The sequence below is a fragment of the Streptomyces sp. A0642 genome (assembly GCF_004795105.1).
Lineage (GTDB): Bacteria > Actinomycetota > Actinomycetes > Streptomycetales > Streptomycetaceae > Streptomyces.
The window spans coordinates 83,113-103,910 of sequence record NZ_SSBL01000017.1; the positions used below are offsets into that span (position 1 = coordinate 83,113).

A 20,798-nucleotide genomic window follows, 5' to 3' on the forward strand; every position below is an offset into this window, starting at 1 on the left:
AGAGAGCTCGGGGCTCCAGGTCGGAACAGGGGAGGACAGGCCCCGGTGCCTTGCGGCGCCGGGGCCATCCGTCGTCTCCGGGCCCCCGGCCGAACGGGACGCGAGGGCCGGGGCGGGGGCGTGCGCCGGAGCGGACCGCGACAGCGCGACCGCGGCTCCCCGGTGCGCAGGCCGGACAGCCCCGTACGACGGGCGCATTCCCTGCTCCCCTCCCCGACGGCGCGGCCAGAGGCCGGCACTCTCAGGCATCCCTCCGCCACAGACTGGCACGCGATCCGGCCGGGCGCTGCGATTCCGGACGGAAAAACGGAAAACGGACGTCAGCACCCGCTGATCGTCCGCCACCCGCACTTCGGCGCTCGCCCCACGTCCGGAGCTACGCCGTGTCCACCCCTTCTCCGGGGTCCGGTCCAGGCCGGCCCCGCCCCTCTCGCCTGCTCAGCGCTTCGCCACGAAGACGTGCGAGGCGACCTCCGAGTCCAGCTCGGCCGCCTCCCCGCTGCTGCCCACCAGCACCCCGCCGGGCGACTGGGTCACGCTGACCACGGAACCGGGCTGCACGCCCGCCCGCCGCAGTGTGTACATCAGCTGGGCGTCCGTCTGGATCGGCTCCCCGATCCGGCGGACCACCACGGTCTTGCCGTCGGCGCCCGGGTCGAGCTCCGACAGGCTGACCATGCCCTCGTCGAGGAACGGGTCGGCCTCCGCCTTCTCGCCCAGTTCCTCCAGGCCGGGGATGGGATTCCCGTACGGAGACTCCGTCGGGTGGCGCAGCAGCTCCAGCACCCGCCGCTCCACGGCCTCGCTCATCACGTGCTCCCACCGGCAGGCCTCGGCGTGGACCTGCTCCCACTCCAGGCCGATGACGTCGACCAGCAGGCACTCGGCGAGCCGGTGCTTGCGCATCACGCGGGTCGCCAGCCGGCGCCCTTCCTCCGTCAGCTCCAGGTGACGGTCCCCCGCCACCTGCACCAGGCCGTCGCGCTCCATGCGCGCCACCGTCTGGCTGACGGTCGGACCGCTCTGGTCCAGCCGTTCAGCGATCCGGGCGCGCATGGGGACCACGCCTTCCTCTTCGAGTTCGAGGATGGTGCGGAGATACATCTCCGTTGTGTCGATCAGTCCGGACATTCGTGCCCCTCGATGCAGTCGTGCGCTGGCCCTCGTCCAATTCTGACGCATAGCACCGACAACCGTGCCCCGGCGTCCGAAGGAGCTCTGCCGGCGAGGCCCGGAACGGGCCCGTGCGGTATTGACACGCCACTGGTCCAGACCGCAACGTGAGCGGCGGCAAGGACGTTCCGTGTACCTCCCCATCCCGCCGGAAAGGCCCTCCCCGATGAGCGAAAGCAAGCTGGCCGGTCAGTTCTTCGACGCAGCGATCGGCCTGCTGGAGCGCGTGCGGGACGAGGAGTCCGGCTCCATCGCGGCCGCCGGCGACGTGATCGCCGACGCCGTCGTGGCCGGTGGCCGGCTCTTCGCCTTCGGCGCGGGCCACTCCTCGCTGGCCGCCCAGGACGTCGTCTACCGCGCGGGCGGGCTCGCGCTCATGAACGTCCTGGCCGTCCCCGGCACCCTCGGCGTCGACGTCATGCCGGCGACGCTGGGCTCGGCCCTGGAACGGGTCGACGGCCTGGCCGGCGCGGTGCTCGACTCCAGCCCCGCGACGTCGGGCGACGTCCTCGTGATCATCTCCCTCTCCGGGCGCAACGCCCTCCCGGTGGAGATGGCGCTGAACGCCCGCGCGCTGGGCCTGAAGGTCATCGGCGTCACCTCCGTCGCGTACGCGGAGGGCACCCGGTCCCGGCACAGCTCGGGCGGATTCCTGCGGGACCACTGCGACATCGTGCTCGACAGCAAGATCTCCATCGGCGACGCGGAACTGGACGTCGAAGGCATCGAGGCGCCGTTCGCCCCCGCGTCGACGGTCGTCACCAGCGCGATCATGCAGGCGATGATGGCCGCCGCGGCGGAGGGCCTGCTGGAGCGCGGCGTCGAGCCGCCCCTGCTGAGGTCCGGCAACGTCGACGGGGGCCACGAGTGGAACGGCCGTGTGATGACGGAGTACGCGGACCGCATCTTCTACCGGCACTGAGCGTCCGGCCGGTGGGGACGCGGGGCCGCCGGGACCGCCCGGGACCGCCCGGTGAGCGCCCGCCCCCGGCGGGGGGTGCGTCCTCAGGCGCCGGACGGGCCGGGAGCGCCTCCCAGCGCCTGATACAGGTCCACCGACGCCGCCACCCGGTCCGCCACGCCCTCCGCGTACACCGCGTCCGGGCGCTCGAAGGCGGCACGGTGGGCCGCGCGCAGGAACGTCACCACGCCCAGCGTCCGCCCCCGGCTGCGCAGCACCACGCACAGGGCGTGCACCGCGTCGGCCGGCCACTGCCGCTCCCTGGCCCACTCCCCGGCCTGCCCCGGCCCGGCACCCGCCGAAGCCCGCACCGAGCCCGTGCGGTCCACCGCCTGCAGGGCCGGGTGCCCCGGGGCGTACCGCAGCGGGATGCCGCCCCCGGCCCCCGGCAGGCACGGGCCCGGGGCGTCGGAGGGCGTCCCCGCGGCGCGCACCAGGCGCTCACCGGCCACCAAGTCGATCAGGGCGTGGTCGGCGAAGCCCGCGAGCGCGTAGTCCAGCGACGACGTGGCCGCCTCCATCGGGTCCTCGCACTCGGCGGCCGACCGCGAGGCCCGGTGCAGCTGGCTGGAGCGGAACCGCACCCGGTCCGCGTCCTGGGCCGCCAGCTTCTCCGCCGTCACGTCCTGGAACAGCCAGCCCACGCCCAGCGGCACCGGCTCCTCCGCGAGGGGCGAGGCCAGCCGCAGGAAGCCGCTGCGCCAGCAGCGGCGCCGGTCGCCGTCGCCCGTGCGCAACGTCACCCACAGCTCGGCGCGCGCGGGCGGCGCGCCCTCGGCCAGTACGTGCTGGAGCGCGCCCTCCAGGTCCTCGACGCCCTGCACGATCAGCTCGCCGAGCGGCCGCCCGAGCAGGGTCGTCCGTCCACCGCCCAGCGCACGGGCCGCGTGGGCGTTGACGACGGTCGGCCGCAGGTCCACGTCCACGAGGACGACCCCCCACGACGCGTCCTCGAACAGGGCCTCGCTCAGCGCGATGGAGCGCTCCAGATCGATCTGCGCGTGGACCTCGCTGAACGCGCAGTAGACCCCGGCGGGCTTCCCGTCCGCGCTCCGCACCCCGGCCGACTGGGTCCGCACGAGGACCCGGCCGCCGTCCTTGCGCAGCAGCGCGAACTCGTGCACCTGGCGTCCGGGCCCGTCCATGACGGCCATCAGCCGCCCCTGCACCTCTCCGGCGTCCGCCCGCCGCACGGCCCACCCGGCGAAACCGGGCCGTCCCACGGCCTCCTCGGCGGACCAGCCGAGGATCCGCTCGGCCTCACGGTTCCAGTGGGTGACGGTCCCGTCCGCGTCGAAGGCGCACAGCGCGGCGTCCATCCCGTCGAGGAGGGCCGCCAGCAGCTCGGCCCCGGGCACCGGGCCCGGGCCGTCGGGACCGAGAGCGTCGGTCGTTCCGCTCGTCGTGGAAGCACTCATCCCGGACCCCCTGCAGGACGTGTCCGCCATTGCCGCACGTCAGACCATTGAACTCGAACGTGACCCGGCACACAGCGACTTCCGCGAATCCTGCCGGAAATCCATGACCCCGGTTATTCGGTTGTGCGGGCCCCGGGGCGGTTCCTATGGTTGTCCTACACGCTGAAAGGAGGTGATCCGAAAAGTGCAGTCTTATCGGATTCGTGAGGTGGCTGCGGGCTGACAGCCCGTCGTCGCACCCAGTGCACCTCGGCAGGCTCGTCTGCCGAAACCCAAGCAGTCACCGACCCGCAGGCTCGCCGGTAAGTCCGGCCGGCTCCTCCGCAAGGAGGGACCAGAGCCTGCGGGTTTCTGCATGCCGGGGGCCTACGGGCAGAGCCGCTCGACGCGCCACCCGGCGTCCCCGGCCTCCCTCACGTACCGCAGCCGGTCATGGAGCCGGTTCTCGTGGCCCTGCCAGAACTCGATCGCGTCGGGGACGACGCGGAAGCCGCCCCAGTGCGGGGGCGCCGGGACCTTCTCGCCCTCCGGGTAACGGGCGGCGAGGTCCTCGTAGCGGTGGGTCAGCTCCTCGCGGGAGCCGATCACCGTGGACTGGTCGCTGGCCCAGGCGCCGAGCTGGGAGCCGTGGGGGCGGGTGCGGAAGTAGGCGACCGTCTCCTCGCGGGGGACGCGGAACGCGGTGCCGGTCACGATGACCTGGCGGGCCAGCGGGTGCCAGGGGAAGAGCAGCGAGGCGTACGGGTTCGCCGTCAGTTCGCGGCCCTTGCGGGAGCCGTAGTTGGTGAAGAACACGAAACCGCGCTCGTCGTACGTCTTCAGCAGGACCGTGCGGGAGGACGGGCGGCCCTCGGGGGTCGCCGTGGACACCACCATGGCGTTCGGCTCGTGGAGCATGCCGCCGGCGGCGACCTGCCGGAACCAGCGGGCGAACTGCCGCATCGGGTCGGCGGCGAGGCTGTCCTCGGTGAAGGCCTCGGAGCGGTACTGCTCGCGCATCGCGGCGGGATCGGTGGTGGAATCGGAGGAGGAGTCTGCGGTGGGCACGGTGCCATCCTGCCGCAGCGGCCGGGCACGAAGGAGGTCCGCCCACCGTTCAGCGGTGGAACGGGGAGGCTGTGCCGGATGTCACGCTTCCCGGTCGCGTCGGAACCCGCCAGTATCTTGGGTGGGCCCTGGGCCCGCTCGCAGCCGCCGATCCGAGGGAGCCGCCTGATGTCCGACTTCGTACCCGGACTCGAGGGAGTCGTCGCGTTCGAAACGGAGATCGCCGAACCCGACAAGGAAGGCGGTTCGCTCCGCTACCGAGGCGTCGACATCGAAGACCTCGTCGGTCATGTCTCGTTCGGCCATGTGTGGGGCCTGCTGGTCGACGGCGCCTTCAACCCCGGCCTGCCGCCCGCAGAGCCGTTCCCCATCCCGGTGCACTCCGGTGACATCCGGGTCGACGTCCAGTCGGCCCTGGCGATGCTCGCGCCCGTGTGGGGCCTGAAGCCGCTGCTGGACATCGACGAGGCCACCGCGCGCGACGATCTGGCGCGGGCCGCCGTCATGGCGCTCTCGTACGTCGCGCAGTCCGCGCGCGGACAGGGCCTGCCGATGGTCCCGCAGAGCGAGATCGACAAGGCCGGATCCGTCGTGGAGCGGTTCATGATCCGCTGGCGCGGCGAGCCGGACCCCCGCCATGTGAAGGCCGTCGACGCGTACTGGACGTCGGCCGCCGAGCACGGGATGAACGCCTCGACGTTCACCGCCCGGGTCATCGCCTCCACCGGCGCCGATGTGGCGGCCGCGCTGTCCGGCGCGGTGGGCGCCATGTCGGGCCCGCTGCACGGCGGCGCCCCGTCCCGCGTCCTCGGCATGATCGAGGAGATCGAGCGCACCGGGGACGCCACCGCGTACGTGAAGCAGGCCCTGGACCGGGGCGAGCGGCTGATGGGCTTCGGCCACCGGGTCTACCGGGCCGAGGACCCGCGGGCGCGCGTCCTGCGCCGGACGGCGGAGGAGCTGGGCGCTCCCCGCTTCGAGGTGGCACAGGCGCTGGAGAAGGCCGCGCTGGAGGAGCTGCACGCGCGCCGCCCCGACCGGGTGCTGGCGACGAACGTGGAGTTCTGGGCGGCGATCATGCTGGACTTCGCGGAGGTTCCGGCGCACATGTTCACGTCGATGTTCACCTGCGCCCGTACGGCGGGCTGGTCGGCGCACATCCTGGAGCAGAAGCGGACGGGGCGCCTGGTCCGGCCGTCGGCGAAGTACGTCGGACCGGGGACGCGGAGCCCGCGGGAGATCGAGGGGTACGAGCAGCTGGCGGACCTGGGGAACTGAGGCCCGAACGCCTGGAGTCATAGGGGCCGGCGGCTCGTTTCCTGTGCGGTATCGCCGGGACGCGCAGCCGGCCCGACCCCGTCGACGGCATCCGGTCACTGCCGCGGCGCGGCCGGTGCGGGCCCCGTTGACTCGTCCGTGCCGCCCGGTAAGCATGGCCCGATGACAGACCAGGCAGGACCATCACCGTTACGGGCCATCGCCCTGCTCGCCGTCCTGGCGGGAGCAATCGGCCTCTCCGGCTGCGGCGGCGGTGACAGCGGCGACGCCGCCGCCCCGGGCGCCTCCTCGGTCACGTCCGCGAGCCGGCCGCCTTCCGGCGCGGCCGGCCCCACGACGCCTCCGTCCCCCACGCCTTCCTGTGTCCAGGGTGACAAGAGCTGGCTGGACAGCAATCTGGGCGGGCGCAGCGTGACCGCCTACCTGCCCATCGAGTTCGGCGGGCCGCCGAAGCTCTGCAAGCCCGTGACCGTCCACGTCGGATATTTCGACGTCTCGTTCACCACCGTCCTCGACGGGGCGAAGCAGAAGCAGGGCTACACGGTGGAAACGGTCGACCAGCAGAAGCTCACCATCGACGGATCGGCATTGGTCACGGCGAACCCGCCCTCCGGCGGCGGCAGTTCCACGTCCTCATGCACCGGGCGTCTGATGGTCATGTCGCTCGGCAGGCAGGTGGGGCCCGGCGACATCAAGACCATCAGCTGGTCGCAGTACGAGGGGAGCGGCGCCATCGGGAACGTGGGGATCTCGTTCAAGGAGAACGTGAGCATCGCCCGCTACGAGCTGCTGTCCCCGACCGACGCCGCAGCCTGCTGATCCGTCGGCCCCGCGCGGGGCCGACGAATCCGGAGGACCGGGACCACCTGGGCGGGGTGCCGCATCAACTGCTCCCCGGGTGACTCGGCACGCCGCGACTTCACCACCAAGGGCGCGTCGTACGAGACCTGCTCGCTCAGCGCCAAGACCGATCCCCTCGCGGTCGCCTCGTTCGGGGAGGGCGACGCGTACAGCGACAGCCCCGTCGTCTGGAGCCGCTGACCGCCCGTCCCCGTGTCCGCGCGCCGGGCGTTCCGTCCCCGACGGAACGCCCGGCCGCCGGCCCGGACCTCTACAGCTTTCCGGCGAGGAGCACGGTGCGGTGCCCGCCCAGCCTGCGGCCCACCTCACGGGTGAAGGCGGACGTGAGCTCGGCCCAGCCCCAGAACGTGAACCCGAGGTGCCCGCACGCGTAGGCGTCGTCCTCCCAGCTCCACCGGTCGATCCCCGACGGCTGGGCGCAGGACGGGCAGTGCACGATCCCCTCACCGCCCTCGGCCCAGTCGTGGAACCTCCCCTCGAAGGGCTCCCAGGCGGACTCGATGGGCTCCCACACCTCGTCGACCAGCCGGATCCCGGTCCGGCAGAGCGGGCAGGTGGCCGCACCCACGTCTCCCTGGCCGCTGTCGAAGACCGTACGGCCGGTCTGGATGTGAAGCCCGTTGGACCACAGGTCGACCGGGTCCAGGTCACCGACGGCCTTGGTGAAGTGCGGGCCGGGCGGATGGCCGTATCCGTCGCCGCCCAGGACGCAGTCGGTGCGCTCGGCGGCCACGATCCCTTCCGCGATCAGCCAGTCCAGGACCCGGGCCCCGCACTCCTGGGCCTCCCGCTCGGTGGCGTCGAGGTCGACGATCGTCTGGAAGTAGTCCCCCATGATTCCCCCTGTTCCTCTTCCTCGGCTTCAGCGGCACGCCCCCACTCCGTCCCACGGGCGGCCGTCCCGCGGCGTCGCCCGTGTCAGGGGCGGTCCAGCCCCCACGTCTGAAGGACGAACGGACGCCCCTTCTCCTGGCCCTGGATCAGGGGCACGTCGAGGAGGCGGAAGCCCGTCTTCGCCGCCACCGCGACGCTGGACGCGTTCTCGGCCTCCACTTCCAGGATCACCCGTTCCACGCCCAGCTCCTCGAAGGCGTAGGCGGCCATCCTGCGCACCGCCCGCGCGGCCAGCCCCTGACCCCGGTGGGCGGGGCCGACCGCGTAGCCGATCTCCGTGCCCTCCGGGGCGCGGCGCAGCATCACCTCACCGAGCGGTGCGCCGCCGTCGGTGGTGATGGCGAGCAGAATCGTCGTGCCCTCCGCCCGCAGCTGCCGGGCCCGGTCCAGCCGCACCCGGGCGGCCTTCTCGTCGAAGGGGGAGACGATCGGCGTCCAGTACGCGATGTCCGGGTGGTCGAACAGCTCCGGCATCGCGGCCAGGTCCTGCTCGGTCCAGTCGCGCAGCACGAGGCCGTCGCCCGTGAGCTCCATGCGAGCCGGAAAAGGTGCCGCGGTGCTGCTCATGGTGAAGGACCTCCTTGGCCTGTTCAGGACGACGAAGGATAGCCGTGGTCGCGGACGCCCCGGGGCGGGAGGTTCACCCCAGCGCCTCCTCCACCATCGCCGCCCATTGCGCCACGACCCTGCGGCGGCGGGCCGTGTCGTCGGTGAGGACGTTGGCGAGGCCGAGGCCGCGGGCCATGTCGAGGAGGCCCTGGACCGTTTCGCGTACGCCGGGGCGGGATTCGTCGGCGTTCAGGAGGCCGACGGCGATGCGGTGGGTTTCGCGGCCGACCCGGGCTTCGAGTTCGGTGACGCGGGGGCGGAGCTGGTCCTCGTTGGAGGCGGCGACCCAGAGCTGGAGTGCGGCGCGGAACAGCGGGCCCGTGTAGAGGTCGACGAGGGCGGCGACGACGGCGGCACGGTCCTGGACGGGGACGGCGCGCAGGGCGGCGGAGCGTTCCTCGGCGACGTATTCGACGGCTGCCGTGAACAGGTCCTCACGGGTGGGGAAATGGTGCTGGGCGGCGCCGCGGGAGACGCCGGCGCGTTCGGCGACGGCGGAGACGGTGGAGCCCGCCCAGCCGTGTTCGGCGAGGCAGGCGACCGCGGCTTCGAGGAGTCTCTGCCGGGTGGCACGGCTGCGGTCCTGCTTGGGCGGTGTCACAGCAGCCATGCGGGGTCCCGTCGTTCCAGGAAGGCCGTCATCCCCTCCCGTGCCTCGTCGGAGGCGAAGAGTGCCGCGGAGCGGGCGATGAGGTCTTCGGCGTACTGGTCGAAAGTCTCCCGCACAGTAGCCGTGACCAGCTCCTTCGATGCGGCCAGCCCCTGGGGCGAGGCTCTGCGCAGTCCGTCGAGCACCGGGACGAGCGCCGTGTCCACGTCGTCGGCGGCGATGCTCACGAGGCCGGCCCTGGCGGCTTCGGCCGCGTCGAAGCGTTCGCCGGTGAGGTAGTAGCGGGCCGCCGCGCGGGGATCGAGGCGGGGCAGCAGGGGCAGGGAGATCACGGCGGGGGCGAGGCCCAGCCGTGATTCGGTGAGGGCGAAGGAGGAGCCGGGGCCGGCCACCGAGATGTCGCAGCACCCGAGCAGGCCGAGGCCGCCGGCCCGGACGTGGCCGGTGACCCGGGCGACGACCGGTTTGGGGAGCGTGATGATCCGTCGCATGAGGGCGACGAAGGCGTGCGGGTCGGCCGGCGCCTTGAGGTCGGCGCCCGCGCAGAACGTGTTGCCGGTGTGGGTGAGGAGCACCGCCCGGGTGTCCTCGTCGGCCGCGCAGGCGTCCAGCGCCCCGGTCAGGGCCGCCACCAGCTCGGCGCTCAGCGCGTTGCGGTTGGCCGGGGAGTCGAGCGTGAGGGTGGTGATGCCCCGCTCGTGGGCGGGTGGGGCGAGGGTCATCGGGGCTTCTCCCTGTCACGCAGTTCGCGGCGCAGTATCTTGCCGGAGACCGCGCGCGGTACGGCGTCGACGAACTCGACGCGGCGGATCTTCTTGTACGGGGCGACGCGCTCGGCCACGTACGCCATGACGTCGTCGGCGGTGAGGCCGGGCGCGGCCGGCTGACGTACGACGAAGGCCTTCGGGATCTCGTTGCCGTCCGTGTCGTACACACCGATGACGGCCGCGTCGGCGATCGACGCGTGGGTGAGCAGGAGCGCTTCGAGTTCGGCGGGGGCGACCTGGTAACCCTTGTACTTGATCAGTTCCTTGACCCGGTCGACGACGAACAGCCAGCCGTCCGCGTCGACCCGTCCCACGTCGCCGGTGTGCACCCAGCCGTCGCCGTCGATCATGGCGTCGGTCTCTTCCGGGCGGCCTAGGTAGCCCTTCATCACCTGGGGGCCGCGGATGAGGATCTCGCCGTCGGCGCCGATGCCGAGGTCCGTTCCGGGGTCCTCCAGGGACACGATCCGCATCTCGGTGCTGGGCAGCAGCTTCCCCACGGCTCCGGGCGGCGGGTCCTCGGCGTCGAGCGGCACGACGTGGGTGCCGGGCGAGAGTTCCGTCATGCCGTACGCCTGCCGGACGGGCGGCACACCCAGGCGGGCGGAGCAGGCGGCGGCGAGGCCGGCGTCCAGGGGCGCGGCGGCGCTGACGATGTACTCCAGCGAGGACAGGTCGTAGGCGCCGACGGCCGGGTGCTTGGCGAGGGCCAGGACGATCGGCGGGGCCACGTACAGCCCGGTGATGCGGTGTTCCTGGATCACGCCCAGGAACTGCTCCAGGTCGAAGCGGGGCAGCACGACGACGGTGGCGCCGCAGCGCAGTGGCACGTTCATGAGGGCGGTGAGCCCGTAGATGTGGAAGAAGGGGAGGACGGCGAGGATGCTGTGGCCGGGCTCCATGGGGATGAAGGGGCGCAGCTGCTCCAGGTTGGTGCCGATGGAGCGGTGGGTGAGCATGACGCCCTTGGGGGCTCCGGTGGTTCCGGAGGAGTACGGGAGGGCGGCGATGTCCTCGGGGCCGAACTCGATCTCGGGTTCGGGGGCGGTGGAGCCGAGCATGTCGAGGACGGAGGTGTGGCCGTCGGCCTGGTCGCAGACGAAGATCTCCTGGATGCCGCCGGCGAGTGCGGCGGCCCGGCGCGCGACGTCGAGGAACAGGGAGACGGTGACGATCCACCGCGCCTCGCAGTCCTTGAGCTGTTTGGCGAACTCCTCGGCCGTGGCCAGCGGGTGCACGGTCGTGACGGACGCTCCGGCGCGGGTGGCCCCGTAGAAGACGGCGGGGTAGGCGATCGTGTTGGGGCTGTGCAGGGCGAGGACGTCGCCCTTGCGCAGTCCGGCCCCGGCGAGGTGGGCGGCGATGCGGCGGTGGAAGGTGTCGAGCTGGGCGTACGAGACGGTGAGCCCGTTCGTCCCGTCGATCAGGGCGGCGGTGTCACCGAAGGCCGCGGCCCCGCCGAGGACCGTTTCGTGGATGGGTGTTCCAAGGGCCGGAACGTCTGCGTACTCGCTGTGGAAGACCATGGCGGTTCCCTTCGACGCGGGTACGGCCTGCCGGGTCGCCCTGCCGTGCCCGCGCTGGGCGGTGACGGCGGGAGCGCCGGGCGGCCGTTCGGTGGTGGAGAGGGCCGGCATCGCCGCTGACGGCGGGTCGGGAGGGGTCCGTCCGGCCGGACGGACGGACCGGACGGACCGGACGGACCGGACGGACCGGACGGACCCCTAGGTCGTGCTCAGTACGACTTGGGGAGCCCCAGCGACTGGTGCGAGACGTAGTTCAGGATCATCTCGCGGCTGACCGGCGCGATCCGGGCCACCCGGGAGGCCGTGATCAGCGACCCGAGGCCGTACTCGCGGGTGAGGCCGTTGCCGCCGAGGGTGTGGACGGCCTGGTCGACCGCCTTGACGCAGGCCTCGCCGGCGGCGTACTTCGCCATGTTGGCGGCTTCGCCCGCGCCGATGTCGTCGCCGTCGTCGTAGAGCCGGGCGGCCTTCTGCATCATCAGGCGGGCCAGTTCGAGCTCGATGTGGGCCTGGGCGAGGGGGTGCGCGATGGCCTGGTGGGCACCGATGGGCTCCTTCCACACCTGGCGGGTCTTCGCGTACTCGACGGCGCGTCCCAGGGCGTAGCGCCCCATGCCGATGCCGAAGGCGGCGGTCATGATGCGTTCCGGGTTGAGTCCGGCGAAGAGCTGGAGGAGCCCCGCGTCCTCGTCCCCCACGAGTGCGTCGGCGGGCAGGCGTACGTCGTCGAGGACGAGCTCGAACTGCTTCTCCGCGGCCTGGAGTTCCATCTCGATGTGTGAGCGCTGGAAGCCGGGCGCCTCGCGCGGGACGATGAACAGGCAGGGCTTCAGCCTGCCGGTCCTGGCGTCCTCGGTCCGCCCGACGATGAGGGTGGCGTCGGCGATGTCGACGCCGGAGACGAACACCTTGCGCCCGGTGAGGACCCAGCCGTCGCCGTCGCGGCGGGCGGTGGTGGTGATCCGGTGGGAGTTGGAGCCGGCGTCGGGTTCGGTGATGCCGAAGGCCATGGTGAGGCTGCCGTCGGCGAGACCGGGGAGCCATTGCCGCTTCTGGTCGTCGGTGCCGAAGCGGGCTATCACGGTGCCGCAGATGGCGGGTGAGACGACCATCATCAGCAGCGGGGAGCCCGCCGCGCCCAACTCCTCCAGCACGATGGAGAGTTCCGCCATGCCGCTGCCTCCGCCGCCGTACTCCTCGGGGAGGTTCACGCCGAGGTAGCCGAGCTTGGCGGCTTCGGCCCACAGCTCGTGGGGGTGGGCGCCGTCGCGGACGAGGGAGGTGATGTAGTCGCGCCCGTAGCGCTTTCCGAGGGCGGCGACGGCGGCGCGCAGCGCCTGGTGCTCTTCGGTTTCGAGGACGGTGCTCATGCGTTCTCCTCAGCAGGGTGTACGGCGGGGGCCGCGGTTTCGGTGACGACGGCGAGCAGGGCGCCGACCTCCACCTGGAGGCCGGGTGCGGCGTGCAGGGCGGTGAGGGTGCCGGAGGCGGGGGCGAGGATGCGGTGCTCCATCTTCATCGCCTCCAGCCAGATCAGTGGCTGCCCGGCCTCGACGGCGGCCCCGGCCACGAGCCCCTCGGCGAGACGGACGACGGTGCCGGGCATCGGGGCGAGCAGGGAACCGGGCTGGGTGCGCTCGGCGGGGTCGGTGAAGCGGGGCAGGGCGGTGAAGGCGTACGAGCCGGTGGCGGTGTCCACGTACACCCGGTCGCTGCCTCCGGTCGTCACGGCGAAGTGCCGGGTGACGCCGCCGGTTTCGAGGGTGACGCGGTCGGGACGGGCGGCGACGAGTCCGATGCCCTCGTCCGGCACGAGGCCGTCGCGGGTGGTGCGGTAGGTGACGTCGTGCTCCCGCCCGTCCGGTTCGCTGCGGTAGCGCCTGAGCCGGGGCTGGGAGGGGAGGTTGCGCCAGGCGCCGAAGCGGGCGACGCCCCCGGCGGAGGTGCGGCGGGCGGCCTCGGCGAGAGCGGCGGCGGTGGCGGCGAGCCGCTGGTCCGCCTCGTCGGCCCCGGCGGTCAACGCGGCCAGGTGCCGGTCGTAGAAGCCGGTGTCGAGGCGGGCGGCGACGAAGTCCGGGTGGCGCAGGGAGCGTACGAGGAGCTCGCGGTTGGTGACGGGGCCGTGGACGCGAGCGCGTTCCAGGGCCCGGGCGAGGAGGCGCACGGCTTCGGTGCGGGTGGGGGCGTGGGCGATGACCTTGGCGAGCATCGGGTCGTAGTGCACGCCGACGGTGTCGCCGCCGGTGTACCCGGTGTCCAGGCGCAGCCCGGGCTCGTCCGGCACATCGAACGAGAGCAGCGCTCCGGTCTGCGGCTGCCAGTCCCGGGCGGGGTCCTCGGCGTAGAGCCGGGCCTCGACGGCGTGTCCGGCGGGCTGCGGGGGCGTGAGGGAGGGCAGGGGTTCCCCCTCCGCGACCCGTATCTGGAGTGCGACGAGGTCGATCCCGAACACGGCCTCGGTGACGGGGTGTTCGACCTGGAGGCGGGTGTTCATCTCCAGGAAGTACGGCCGCCCGTCGGCGGCGACCAGGAATTCGACGGTTCCGGCGCCCCGGTAGCCGACGGCCCGTGCGGCGGCCGTCGCGGCCTCGTGCAGCGTGTCCCGGACCGTGTCGTCGAGGCCGGGCGCGGGGGCCTCCTCGATGACCTTCTGGTGGCGGCGCTGGAGCGAGCAGTCGCGGGTGCCGAGCGCCCACACGCCGTCGTGCTCGTCGGCCATGATCTGGACCTCGACGTGCCGGCCGCGCTCCACGTACGGCTCCGCGAAGACCTCGCCGTCCCCGAAGGCGGACAGCGCCTCGGCCGCCGCCGCCGTCAACTCGCCCGGCAGGTCACCCAGTTCCCGTACGATCCGCATCCCGCGGCCGCCCCCGCCCGACGCGGCCTTGAGCAGCAGCGGCAGGTCCTCGGCGCGGGCGGCGCCCGGTTCGACGGGCGCGAGCAGCGGCACTCCGGCCGCCGCCATCAGCTCCTTGGCGCGGGTCTTCGACGCCATCAGCTCGATGGCCTTGACCGGCGGACCGACCCAGACCAGCCCCGCGTCCTGGACGGCGGCGGCGAATCCGGCGTTCTCCGAGAGGAAGCCGTACCCGGGGTGGACGGCGTCGGCGCCCGCCGCGAGGGCGGCGGCGACGACGAGGTCGCCGCGCAGATACGTGGCGGAGGGTGAGGCCCCCGGCAGCCGGACGGCGGTGTCGGCCTCCCGCACGTGCAGCGCGCCGGCGTCCGCGTCGGAGTACACGGCCACGGTGGCGATGCCGAGCGCGCGGCAGGTCCGGAAGATCCGGCAGGCGATCTCGCCCCGGTTGGCGACCAGGAGTGTGTGAATCGTGGCTGTCAAGGGAGGACTCTTTCCACTAGGACACCGCAACCGTCGATCGAGGGACCCGCCGGCGGGGAACCGCTGCCACGGGGGCGGCGGTCGAGCCGCGCAGGGAGGTGCTCCTCACATCCGGAAGACGCCGAAGCCGCCGCGGACGCCTTCGACCGGTGCGGTGTGGAGGGCGGACAGGCACAGCCCGAGGACGGTCCTGGTGTCGCGCGGGTCGATGACCCCGTCGTCGTAGAGCCGCCCGGACAGGAACATCGGCAGGGACTCGGACTCGATCTGCTGCTCGACCATGGCGCGCAGCCCGGCATCCGCCTCGTCGTCGTACGGCCGTCCCTTCGCGGCGGCCGAGGCGCGGGCGACGATCGACAGGACCCCGGCGAGCTGCTGCGGGCCCATGACCGCGGACTTGCTGCTGGGCCAGGCGAAGAGGAAGCGCGGGTCGTAGGCCCTGCCGCACATGCCGTAGTGCCCGGCGCCGTAGGAGGCGCCCATCAGGACGGACAGGTGCGGGACCCGGGAGTTCGACACCGCGTTGATCATCATCGCGCCGTGCTTGATGATGCCGCCCTGCTCGTACTCCTTGCCGACCATGTAGCCGGTGGTGTTGTGGAGGAACAGCAACGGGATGTCGCGCTGGTTGGCGAGCTGGATGAACTGGGCGGCCTTCTGCGACTCCTCGCTGAACAGCACGCCCTGCGCGTTGGCGAGGATGCCCACGGGGTAGCCGTGCAGCCGCGCCCACCCGGTGACCAGGCTGGTCCCGTACAGCGGTTTGAACGCGTCGAAGTCCGAGCCGTCGACCAGCCGGGCGATGACCTCGCGCGGGTCGAAGGGAACTTTCAGGTCACCGGGCACGATGCCGATCAGCTCGTCCTCGTCGTACTTGGGCGGCTCGGCGGGGCCCGGGTCGGGGTGCGCCTTGCGCCAGTTGAGGCGGGCGACGATGCGGCGGGCCTGGCGCAGGGCGTCGTGCTCGTCGACGGCGAAGTGGTCGGCGAGACCGGAGGTGCGGGCGTGCATCTCGGCGCCGCCCAGCGACTCGTCGTCGCTCTCCTCACCGGTGGCCATCTTCACCAGGGGCGGTCCGCCCAGGAAGACCTTGGACTGTTCCTTGATCATGACGGTGTGGTCGGACATGCCGGGGACGTACGCGCCTCCGGCGGTGGAGTTGCCGAAGACGACGGCCACGGTCGGGATGCCGGCGGCGGACAGCCGGGTGATGTCGCGGAAGAGCGCCCCGCCCGGGATGAAGATCTCCTTCTGCGACGGCAGATCGGCGCCCCCGGACTCGACCAGGCTGATGCAGGGCAGCCGGTTGGCGAAGGCGATCTCGTTGGCGCGCAGGGCCTTCTTCAGCGTCCACGGGTTGGAGGCGCCGCCGCGTACGGTCGGATCGTTGGCGGTGATCAGGCACTCGACGCCCTCCACCACGCCGATGCCGGTGACGAGCGAGGCGCCGACCGCGTAGTCACTGCCCCAGGCGGCGAGCGGCGACAGCTCCAGGAACGGGCTGTCCTCGTCCACCAGGAGCTCGATCCGCTCCCGGGCGAGCAGCTTGCCCCGCGAGCGGTGCCGCTCGACGTACTTCTCGCCGCCGCCGCCCAGGGCGGAGGTGTGTGCGGCGTCGAGTTCGGCGAGCTTGTCCAGCATGGCGGCGCGGTTCGCGCGGTATTCGGGGCTCGCGGTGTCTAGCCCGGTGGGCAGGACGGTCATGCGTGCACCTCCGGTGCGGTCGCGCTGTCGAGCAGGGACACGGGTATCTCCAGGCGGCGCGCGCGCAGCCACTCCCCCACGGCCTTGGCCTGCGGGTCGAAGCGGTGCTGGGCGGCGACGCCCTCGCCGAGGAGCCCGTGGACGGTGAAGTTCAGGGCGCGCAGGTTGGGCAGGACATGGCGTACGACGGTGAGCGCGGCGGTCTCCGGAAGGAGTTCCCGGAAGCGGTCGACGGTCAGCTCGTGGGCCAGCCACCGCCAGGCCTCGTCGCTGCGGACCCAGACCCCCACGTTGGCGTCGCCGCCCTTGTCGCCGCTGCGGGCTCCGGCGACGAGCCCGAGCGGGGCGCCGCGGGTGGGCCCGCCCTCGGGCGGCGGGGGCAGCGGCGGCTGCTCGACGTCCTCCAGGGCCCGTGTCCGGGCGGCCGGCTCCTGCGCCTCGCGCCGCCCGTCGGGGAGCACGGCCACGTGGCGCACGTCCCCGGCCGGTACGTACCGCGCCTCGAACACCCCGTAGGGCGCGCCCTTTCCGGGCGGGGCGGTGACGTGGAAGCCCGGATAGCTGCCGAGGGCCAGCTCGATGGCGGCGCCGGACAGGGCGCGCCCCACGGCGTCGGGGTCCTGGTCGCGGACGACGAGCCGCAGCAGGGCGCTCGCCGTCTCCTCGGTCGCGGCATCGGCCCGGTCGGTGCGCGCGAGCTCCCACCGCACCTCTTCCGGCTGCCGCCCGGCCCGGGCGAAGGCGTCCCCGATCTGGTCGCGGACGAGCTGTGCCTTGGCCTCGATGTCGAGCCCGGTGAGGACGAAGACGACCTCGCCCCGCCAGCCGCCGAGCCGGGTGAGCCCCGCCTTGAGCGTGGGCGGCGGGGCCTCGCCGCGCACCCCGGAGATCCTGACCCGGTCCGGGCCGTCGGGGGACAGCCGCACGGTGTCGAGCCGGGTGGTGACGTCGGGGCCCGCGTACCGGGCGCCGCCGGTCTCGTACAGCAGCTGGGCGGTGACCGTGCCGAGGTCGACGACGCCGCCGGTGCCGTCGTGCTTGGTGATGACGGAGGTTCCGTTGGCGTGGATCTCGGCGAGGGGGAAGCCGGGGCGGCGGATGTCGTGGCCCCGGAAGAAGGAGTAGTTCCCGCCGGTGGCCTGGGTGCCGCATTCCAGTACGTGCCCGGCGACGACGGCTCCGGCGAGCGCGTCGTGGTCCTTCGGCCCCCAGCCGAAGTGGGCGGCGGCGGGTCCGGTGACGAGGGCGGCGTCGGTGACCCTGCCCGTGACGACGACGTCGGCGCCGGCCCGGAGACAGGCGGCGATGCCCGCCCCGCCGAGGTAGGCGTTGGCGGTGAGGTAACCGTCGGGCACGGGGAGGCTGTCGCCCTCGACGTGCGCCACCCGCACGGGCACGCCCACCTTTCCGGCCAGGTCCCGCACGGCGTCCGCGAGTCCGGCGGGGTTGAGCCCGCCCGCGTTGGTGACGATCTTCACGCCGCGTTCGTGGGCGAGCCCGAGCCCTTCCTCCAGCTGGCGCAGGAACGTGGTGGCGTAGCCGCGCCCGGGGTCCTTGAGCCGGCTGCGGCCCAGGATGAGCATCGTCAGTTCGGCGAGGTAGTCGCCGGTGAGGACGTCGAGGGGGCCTCCGGTGAGCATCTCGCGCAGGGCGTCGAAGCGGTCGCCGTAGAACCCGGAGGCGTTGCCGATCCGCAGCGGCCCGGTCATCGGCCCGCCCGCGGCGCGCGCCCCACCCCTGCGGGCCCCGCGAAGGCCTGAGCGATGTCCAGCCAGGTGTCGGCGTCGGCCCCTTCGGCCCGGACGGCGAGGTCGTCACGGTGGGCGCGCTGCGTGACGAGCAGACAGAAGTCGTGCAGCGGGCCGGTGACGCGCTGGGCGGCGTCCTCGGGGCCGTACGCGACCGACTCACCGTCCGGGCCCTCCAGTTCCACCCGGAACTCCTCGCCGGGCGCCTGGATCCCCCGGACGAGGAAGGCGTAGTCACGGGCCCGCACCCCGATCCGCGCGACGTGCCGCAGCCGGGCGGTGGGGGCGCGGGTGACCCCGAGGGCGTCGGCGACGTCCTGGCCGTGGGCCCAGGTCTCCATGAGCCGCCCGGTCGCCATGGAGGCCACGCTCATCGGCGGCCCGTACCAGGGGAACCGCGTCCCCGCAGGCGCCGCCCGCAGGGCCTCCTGGAGCCGCTCCCGGCCGGTGCGCCAGCGGACGAGCAGCGCGTCCGGGGCGTACGCCGCGACGACCTCATCGGCGGCCCGGTCGACGAAGCCCTCGGGGTCCTTCATCGCCCTGGCGACCTCGTCGCCGAACCGGTCGGGTTCCGTCACGGAGAGCAGCGCGACCTCGTCGGTCCAGCTGAGATGGGCCACCTGGTGGGCGATGGTCCATCCTTCGGCGGGGGTCGCCCCCGCCCACTGGGCGGCGTTCAACCCGGCTACGAGCAGGTCGAGTTGATTGCTTTCGCTGCGCAGATCGTCGAGCACGGATGCGGCATCGGACACGGTGCGCTCCCCTCGGGGCGTGGCGGTGTGCCGTGGAGCCTGCCAGTGGGACGTAAAACAATCAAGCACGCTTGCATGATTTTTTCGCACGGGTCCGGCCTTAAGTGCGGGACGGCCCTTAGGCTTCCGCCGTGGACTACGAGACGGCACGTGCCATACGGATCAGGCCGGGCGGCCCGGCCGACGCGCCCGCGATTCTGGACATGCTCGACGGGGCGGTGGCCTGGATGAACGGGCGCGGCAACACCCAGCAGTGGGGCACGACACCGTATTCGCGGAAGCCCGGCGGGGTGGAGCGGATCCAGCGCTACACGACGGAGTGCGCCCCGTACATGGCGGAGCTGGACGGCGTCCCCGTCGGAACCCTGGTCCTGGGCGACGGCCCCAGCCCGCAGGTGCCCATCCCGACGTCCGAGGAGCCCGAGCGGTACGTACGGCTGCTGGTCTCCGACCGGCGGCACGCGGGCCTGGGGATCGGCGCGGCCCTGCTGGCCCATGCCGCCGAGGAGACCCGGCGGGCCGGTGTCCCGCTGCTGCGGGTCGACTGCTGGGCGGGCGGCGGGGGCGAGCTGGTCGCCTTCTACGAGCGCAACGGCTTCGCCCCCACCACTCGCTTCCTGGCCGGGGAATGGCCGGGTCAGGTACTGGCCCGGCGGATCGGCTGACCCTCACGCGCCGGACGGCGGGAGGACCGACCGTCACTCGCCCCGGTGACGGGCGGACGACGGGGGACCGAACGTCACTCGCCCCGGGACGCCGCCTCGGCCATCTTCGCCGTCGTGCTGGCGCCGTCCAGCGCCTCGCGGATGATGTCGGCGTGGCCGCTGTGGTGGGCGATCTCGCGGAAGATGTGCCAGAGGATGCGGCGGACCGACCAGACGACGGGCTCCGGGGGCGACCACGGGTACGCCGGCAGCGTGACCTCACGGTCGAGGTCGGCCTCCTCGCGCACCGTACGGTCGAACGCGGCCGCAGCGGCGTGGAAGGCCTCCAGCAGTCCGGGCAGCGTGTCGGCGTCGGTCATCCGGTTGCCGTCGGGGTCGAGGTCGGCCCACTCGACCTTGGCAGGGGCGGTGCCCGCGATCACGTCCAGCCAGCTGCGCTGCACGAGGCCGAGGTGCTTCAGCAGTCCCCCGAGCGTCAGCTCGCTGACGGTCGTGCGGGCGCGCGCCCCGGCCTCGTCGAGTTCCGCGACGGTGTAGAGGAAATTGGTGCGCTGATCGGTCACGAGTGCGAGCAGATCGTCGCGTTCGGGCATGTGTGCCTCCCGTTCGGGTGTGGCGACCACCCTAGGTTCGGCCGCCCGGTTCAGGGGCCGGTTGCCGGAAGTGGCGGGCCGTGTCGTCGTCCGCCGGGTAGTACAGCTCGATCGCGACCTCGTCCAGGGTGATGTCCATCGGCGTGCCGAACGTGGTGATGGTCGAGAACAGCCGTAGCTCTCGCCCGCCGAAGCGGAGGACCATCGGGATCACGACGTCGGCGTCGGACGCGATCGACCGGCGCGAAGGGTCCTCCGGCCCGGGACCGGCCTCCAGCAGTTCCTCGTAGAGCGCGCTGAGCCGGGCGTCGGGGGCCACGGCGAGCTGACGCCCGACCCGGGAGCGGAACAGCGTGCGCACATCCGCCAGGTTCACGACCAGAGGCGCGAATCCGCGCGGGTCCAGTCCCAGCCGCAGCAGGTTCACCGGCGGTCTGAGCAGTTCGGGGTCGACGCCGGCGAGGAACGGCTCGAGCGCGCGGTTGGCCATCACGATGTCCCACCGCCGGTCGAAGGCCACCGCCGGGTACGGCTCGTGCGCACGGAGCACCCTCGCGACGGCGTCCCGGGCGGCCGACAGCGCCTCGTCTCCGAGGGGGCGCTCGGCGTACCGGGGTGCGAAGCCGGCCGCGAGCAGCAGCCGGTTGCGCTCACGCAGGGGCACGTCCAGCTGTTCCGCGAGCCGCAGGACCATGGCGGCGCTCGGGCGGGACCTGCCCGTCTCGACCAGGCTGACGTGACGGGCCGAGACGCCGGCCGCGATCGCCAGATCGAGCTGGCTGACGCGCCTGCGGCGCCGCCACTGCCGTAGGAGCTCTCCCACCGTCCGCACGGTCAGCGATCCTAGTCGTC

General features: G+C 72.9%; 19 protein-coding genes. 4 read left to right on the forward strand and 15 right to left on the reverse strand.

The window, feature by feature from the left end; translation table 11 throughout:
* Nucleotides 1-438: 438 nt before the first annotated feature.
* A complete protein-coding gene (locus tag E6R60_RS25105) occupies nt 439-1,131 on the reverse strand; it encodes a metal-dependent transcriptional regulator (protein ID WP_136328905.1) in 693 nt (230 codons plus the stop codon).
* Nucleotides 1,132-1,339: 208 nt separating this feature from the next.
* Between E6R60_RS25105 and E6R60_RS25110 the strand changes: the two genes are divergently transcribed.
* Nucleotides 1,340-2,095 carry an SIS domain-containing protein gene (locus E6R60_RS25110; RefSeq protein WP_136328906.1) on the forward strand — a complete coding sequence of 252 codons (756 nt, stop codon included), beginning with the start codon at nt 1,340-1,342 and terminating at the stop codon, nt 2,093-2,095.
* A gap of 83 nt (nt 2,096-2,178) precedes the next feature.
* Here E6R60_RS25110 and E6R60_RS25115 read toward each other — a convergent pair whose 3' ends face one another.
* Nucleotides 2,179-3,552 (reverse strand): PAS domain-containing protein, encoded by a 1,374-nt coding sequence (locus tag E6R60_RS25115; RefSeq protein ID WP_136328907.1) that lies wholly within the window; start codon nt 3,550-3,552, stop codon nt 2,179-2,181.
* Nucleotides 3,553-3,918: 366 nt separating this feature from the next.
* A complete protein-coding gene (gene pdxH, locus E6R60_RS25120; RefSeq protein WP_136328985.1) occupies nt 3,919-4,551 on the reverse strand; it encodes a pyridoxamine 5'-phosphate oxidase in 633 nt (210 codons plus the stop codon).
* Nucleotides 4,552-4,767: 216 nt separating this feature from the next.
* On the opposite strand from pdxH, the gene E6R60_RS25125 reads away from it, so the two are divergent.
* Together E6R60_RS25125 and E6R60_RS25130 are read left to right on the forward strand one after the other, a co-directional pair.
* A complete protein-coding gene (locus E6R60_RS25125) occupies nt 4,768-5,877 on the forward strand; it encodes a citrate synthase 2 (RefSeq protein ID WP_136328908.1) in 1,110 nt (369 codons plus the stop codon).
* A 162-nt stretch (nt 5,878-6,039) separates the two neighbouring features.
* Nucleotides 6,040-6,696: a hypothetical protein gene (locus tag E6R60_RS25130; protein WP_136328909.1), complete on the forward strand. Its 657-nt coding sequence runs from the start codon at nt 6,040-6,042 to the stop codon at nt 6,694-6,696.
* A gap of 292 nt (nt 6,697-6,988) precedes the next feature.
* Here the strand turns inward: E6R60_RS25130 and E6R60_RS25135 are convergent, their stop codons facing one another.
* The 10 genes from E6R60_RS25135 to E6R60_RS25180 form a co-directional block, all read right to left on the reverse strand.
* Nucleotides 6,989-7,573: a hypothetical protein gene (locus E6R60_RS25135; RefSeq protein WP_136328910.1), complete on the reverse strand. Its 585-nt coding sequence runs from the start codon at nt 7,571-7,573 to the stop codon at nt 6,989-6,991.
* Nucleotides 7,574-7,656: 83 nt separating this feature from the next.
* Nucleotides 7,657-8,199, reverse strand: a complete 543-nt coding sequence (locus E6R60_RS25140) for a GNAT family N-acetyltransferase (protein ID WP_136328911.1) — start codon at nt 8,197-8,199, stop codon at nt 7,657-7,659.
* Nucleotides 8,200-8,272: 73 nt separating this feature from the next.
* Complete coding sequence (locus E6R60_RS25145; RefSeq protein ID WP_136328912.1) at nt 8,273-8,851, reverse strand: TetR/AcrR family transcriptional regulator; 579 nt, start codon at nt 8,849-8,851, stop codon at nt 8,273-8,275.
* Nucleotides 8,839-9,573: an enoyl-CoA hydratase family protein gene (locus tag E6R60_RS25150; protein ID WP_136328913.1), complete on the reverse strand. Its 735-nt coding sequence runs from the start codon at nt 9,571-9,573 to the stop codon at nt 8,839-8,841. The genes E6R60_RS25145 and E6R60_RS25150 overlap by 13 nt, the downstream gene beginning before the upstream one ends.
* Nucleotides 9,570-11,144 (reverse strand): 4-coumarate--CoA ligase family protein, encoded by a 1,575-nt coding sequence (locus E6R60_RS25155; RefSeq protein WP_136328986.1) that lies wholly within the window; start codon nt 11,142-11,144, stop codon nt 9,570-9,572. Before E6R60_RS25155 ends, E6R60_RS25150 begins: the two co-directional genes overlap by 4 nt.
* 209 nt (nt 11,145-11,353) lie before the next feature.
* Nucleotides 11,354-12,514: an acyl-CoA dehydrogenase family protein gene (locus tag E6R60_RS25160; protein WP_136328914.1), complete on the reverse strand. Its 1,161-nt coding sequence runs from the start codon at nt 12,512-12,514 to the stop codon at nt 11,354-11,356.
* Nucleotides 12,511-14,484 (reverse strand): biotin carboxylase N-terminal domain-containing protein, encoded by a 1,974-nt coding sequence (locus E6R60_RS25165; protein ID WP_136328915.1) that lies wholly within the window; start codon nt 14,482-14,484, stop codon nt 12,511-12,513. The genes E6R60_RS25160 and E6R60_RS25165 overlap by 4 nt, the downstream gene beginning before the upstream one ends.
* A 105-nt stretch (nt 14,485-14,589) precedes the next feature.
* A complete protein-coding gene (locus E6R60_RS25170; RefSeq protein ID WP_136328916.1) occupies nt 14,590-16,188 on the reverse strand; it encodes a carboxyl transferase domain-containing protein in 1,599 nt (532 codons plus the stop codon).
* A complete protein-coding gene (locus tag E6R60_RS25175; protein WP_136328917.1) occupies nt 16,185-17,897 on the reverse strand; it encodes an acyclic terpene utilization AtuA family protein in 1,713 nt (570 codons plus the stop codon). The genes E6R60_RS25170 and E6R60_RS25175 overlap by 4 nt, the downstream gene beginning before the upstream one ends.
* Nucleotides 17,894-18,688: a TIGR03084 family metal-binding protein gene (locus tag E6R60_RS25180; protein WP_136328918.1), complete on the reverse strand. Its 795-nt coding sequence runs from the start codon at nt 18,686-18,688 to the stop codon at nt 17,894-17,896. Before E6R60_RS25180 ends, E6R60_RS25175 begins: the two co-directional genes overlap by 4 nt.
* Before the next feature lie 203 nt (nt 18,689-18,891).
* On the opposite strand from E6R60_RS25180, the gene E6R60_RS25185 reads away from it, so the two are divergent.
* Nucleotides 18,892-19,353, forward strand: coding sequence for a GNAT family N-acetyltransferase (locus tag E6R60_RS25185; RefSeq protein ID WP_240802678.1), 462 nt, complete (start codon nt 18,892-18,894; stop codon nt 19,351-19,353).
* 74 nt (nt 19,354-19,427) lie between these two features.
* Here E6R60_RS25185 and E6R60_RS25190 read toward each other — a convergent pair whose 3' ends face one another.
* Nucleotides 19,428-19,946 (reverse strand): DinB family protein, encoded by a 519-nt coding sequence (locus tag E6R60_RS25190; RefSeq protein WP_136328920.1) that lies wholly within the window; start codon nt 19,944-19,946, stop codon nt 19,428-19,430.
* Between the two features lie 31 nt (nt 19,947-19,977).
* Complete coding sequence (locus E6R60_RS25195; RefSeq protein ID WP_136328921.1) at nt 19,978-20,778, reverse strand: helix-turn-helix transcriptional regulator; 801 nt, start codon at nt 20,776-20,778, stop codon at nt 19,978-19,980.
* Between the last annotated feature and the right edge of the window lie 20 nt (nt 20,779-20,798).

Coding starts and splice junctions, on each gene's coding strand:
- E6R60_RS25105 (WP_136328905.1), bottom strand. CDS start 1,131: ATGTCCGGACTGATCGACACAACGGAGATGTATCTCCGCACCATCCTC.
- E6R60_RS25110 (WP_136328906.1), top strand. CDS start 1,340: ATGAGCGAAAGCAAGCTGGCCGGTCAGTTCTTCGACGCAGCGATCGGC.
- E6R60_RS25115 (WP_136328907.1), bottom strand. CDS start 3,552: ATGAGTGCTTCCACGACGAGCGGAACGACCGACGCTCTCGGTCCCGAC.
- pdxH (WP_136328985.1), bottom strand. CDS start 4,551: ATGCGCGAGCAGTACCGCTCCGAGGCCTTCACCGAGGACAGCCTCGCC.
- E6R60_RS25125 (WP_136328908.1), top strand. CDS start 4,768: ATGTCCGACTTCGTACCCGGACTCGAGGGAGTCGTCGCGTTCGAAACG.
- E6R60_RS25130 (WP_136328909.1), top strand. CDS start 6,040: ATGACAGACCAGGCAGGACCATCACCGTTACGGGCCATCGCCCTGCTC.
- E6R60_RS25135 (WP_136328910.1), bottom strand. CDS start 7,573: ATGGGGGACTACTTCCAGACGATCGTCGACCTCGACGCCACCGAGCGG.
- E6R60_RS25140 (WP_136328911.1), bottom strand. CDS start 8,199: ATGAGCAGCACCGCGGCACCTTTTCCGGCTCGCATGGAGCTCACGGGC.
- E6R60_RS25145 (WP_136328912.1), bottom strand. CDS start 8,851: ATGGCTGCTGTGACACCGCCCAAGCAGGACCGCAGCCGTGCCACCCGG.
- E6R60_RS25150 (WP_136328913.1), bottom strand. CDS start 9,573: ATGACCCTCGCCCCACCCGCCCACGAGCGGGGCATCACCACCCTCACG.
- E6R60_RS25155 (WP_136328986.1), bottom strand. CDS start 11,144: ATGGTCTTCCACAGCGAGTACGCAGACGTTCCGGCCCTTGGAACACCC.
- E6R60_RS25160 (WP_136328914.1), bottom strand. CDS start 12,514: ATGAGCACCGTCCTCGAAACCGAAGAGCACCAGGCGCTGCGCGCCGCC.
- E6R60_RS25170 (WP_136328916.1), bottom strand. CDS start 16,188: ATGACCGTCCTGCCCACCGGGCTAGACACCGCGAGCCCCGAATACCGC.
- E6R60_RS25175 (WP_136328917.1), bottom strand. CDS start 17,897: ATGACCGGGCCGCTGCGGATCGGCAACGCCTCCGGGTTCTACGGCGAC.
- E6R60_RS25185 (WP_240802678.1), top strand. CDS start 18,892: ATGCTCGACGGGGCGGTGGCCTGGATGAACGGGCGCGGCAACACCCAG.
- E6R60_RS25190 (WP_136328920.1), bottom strand. CDS start 19,946: ATGCCCGAACGCGACGATCTGCTCGCACTCGTGACCGATCAGCGCACC.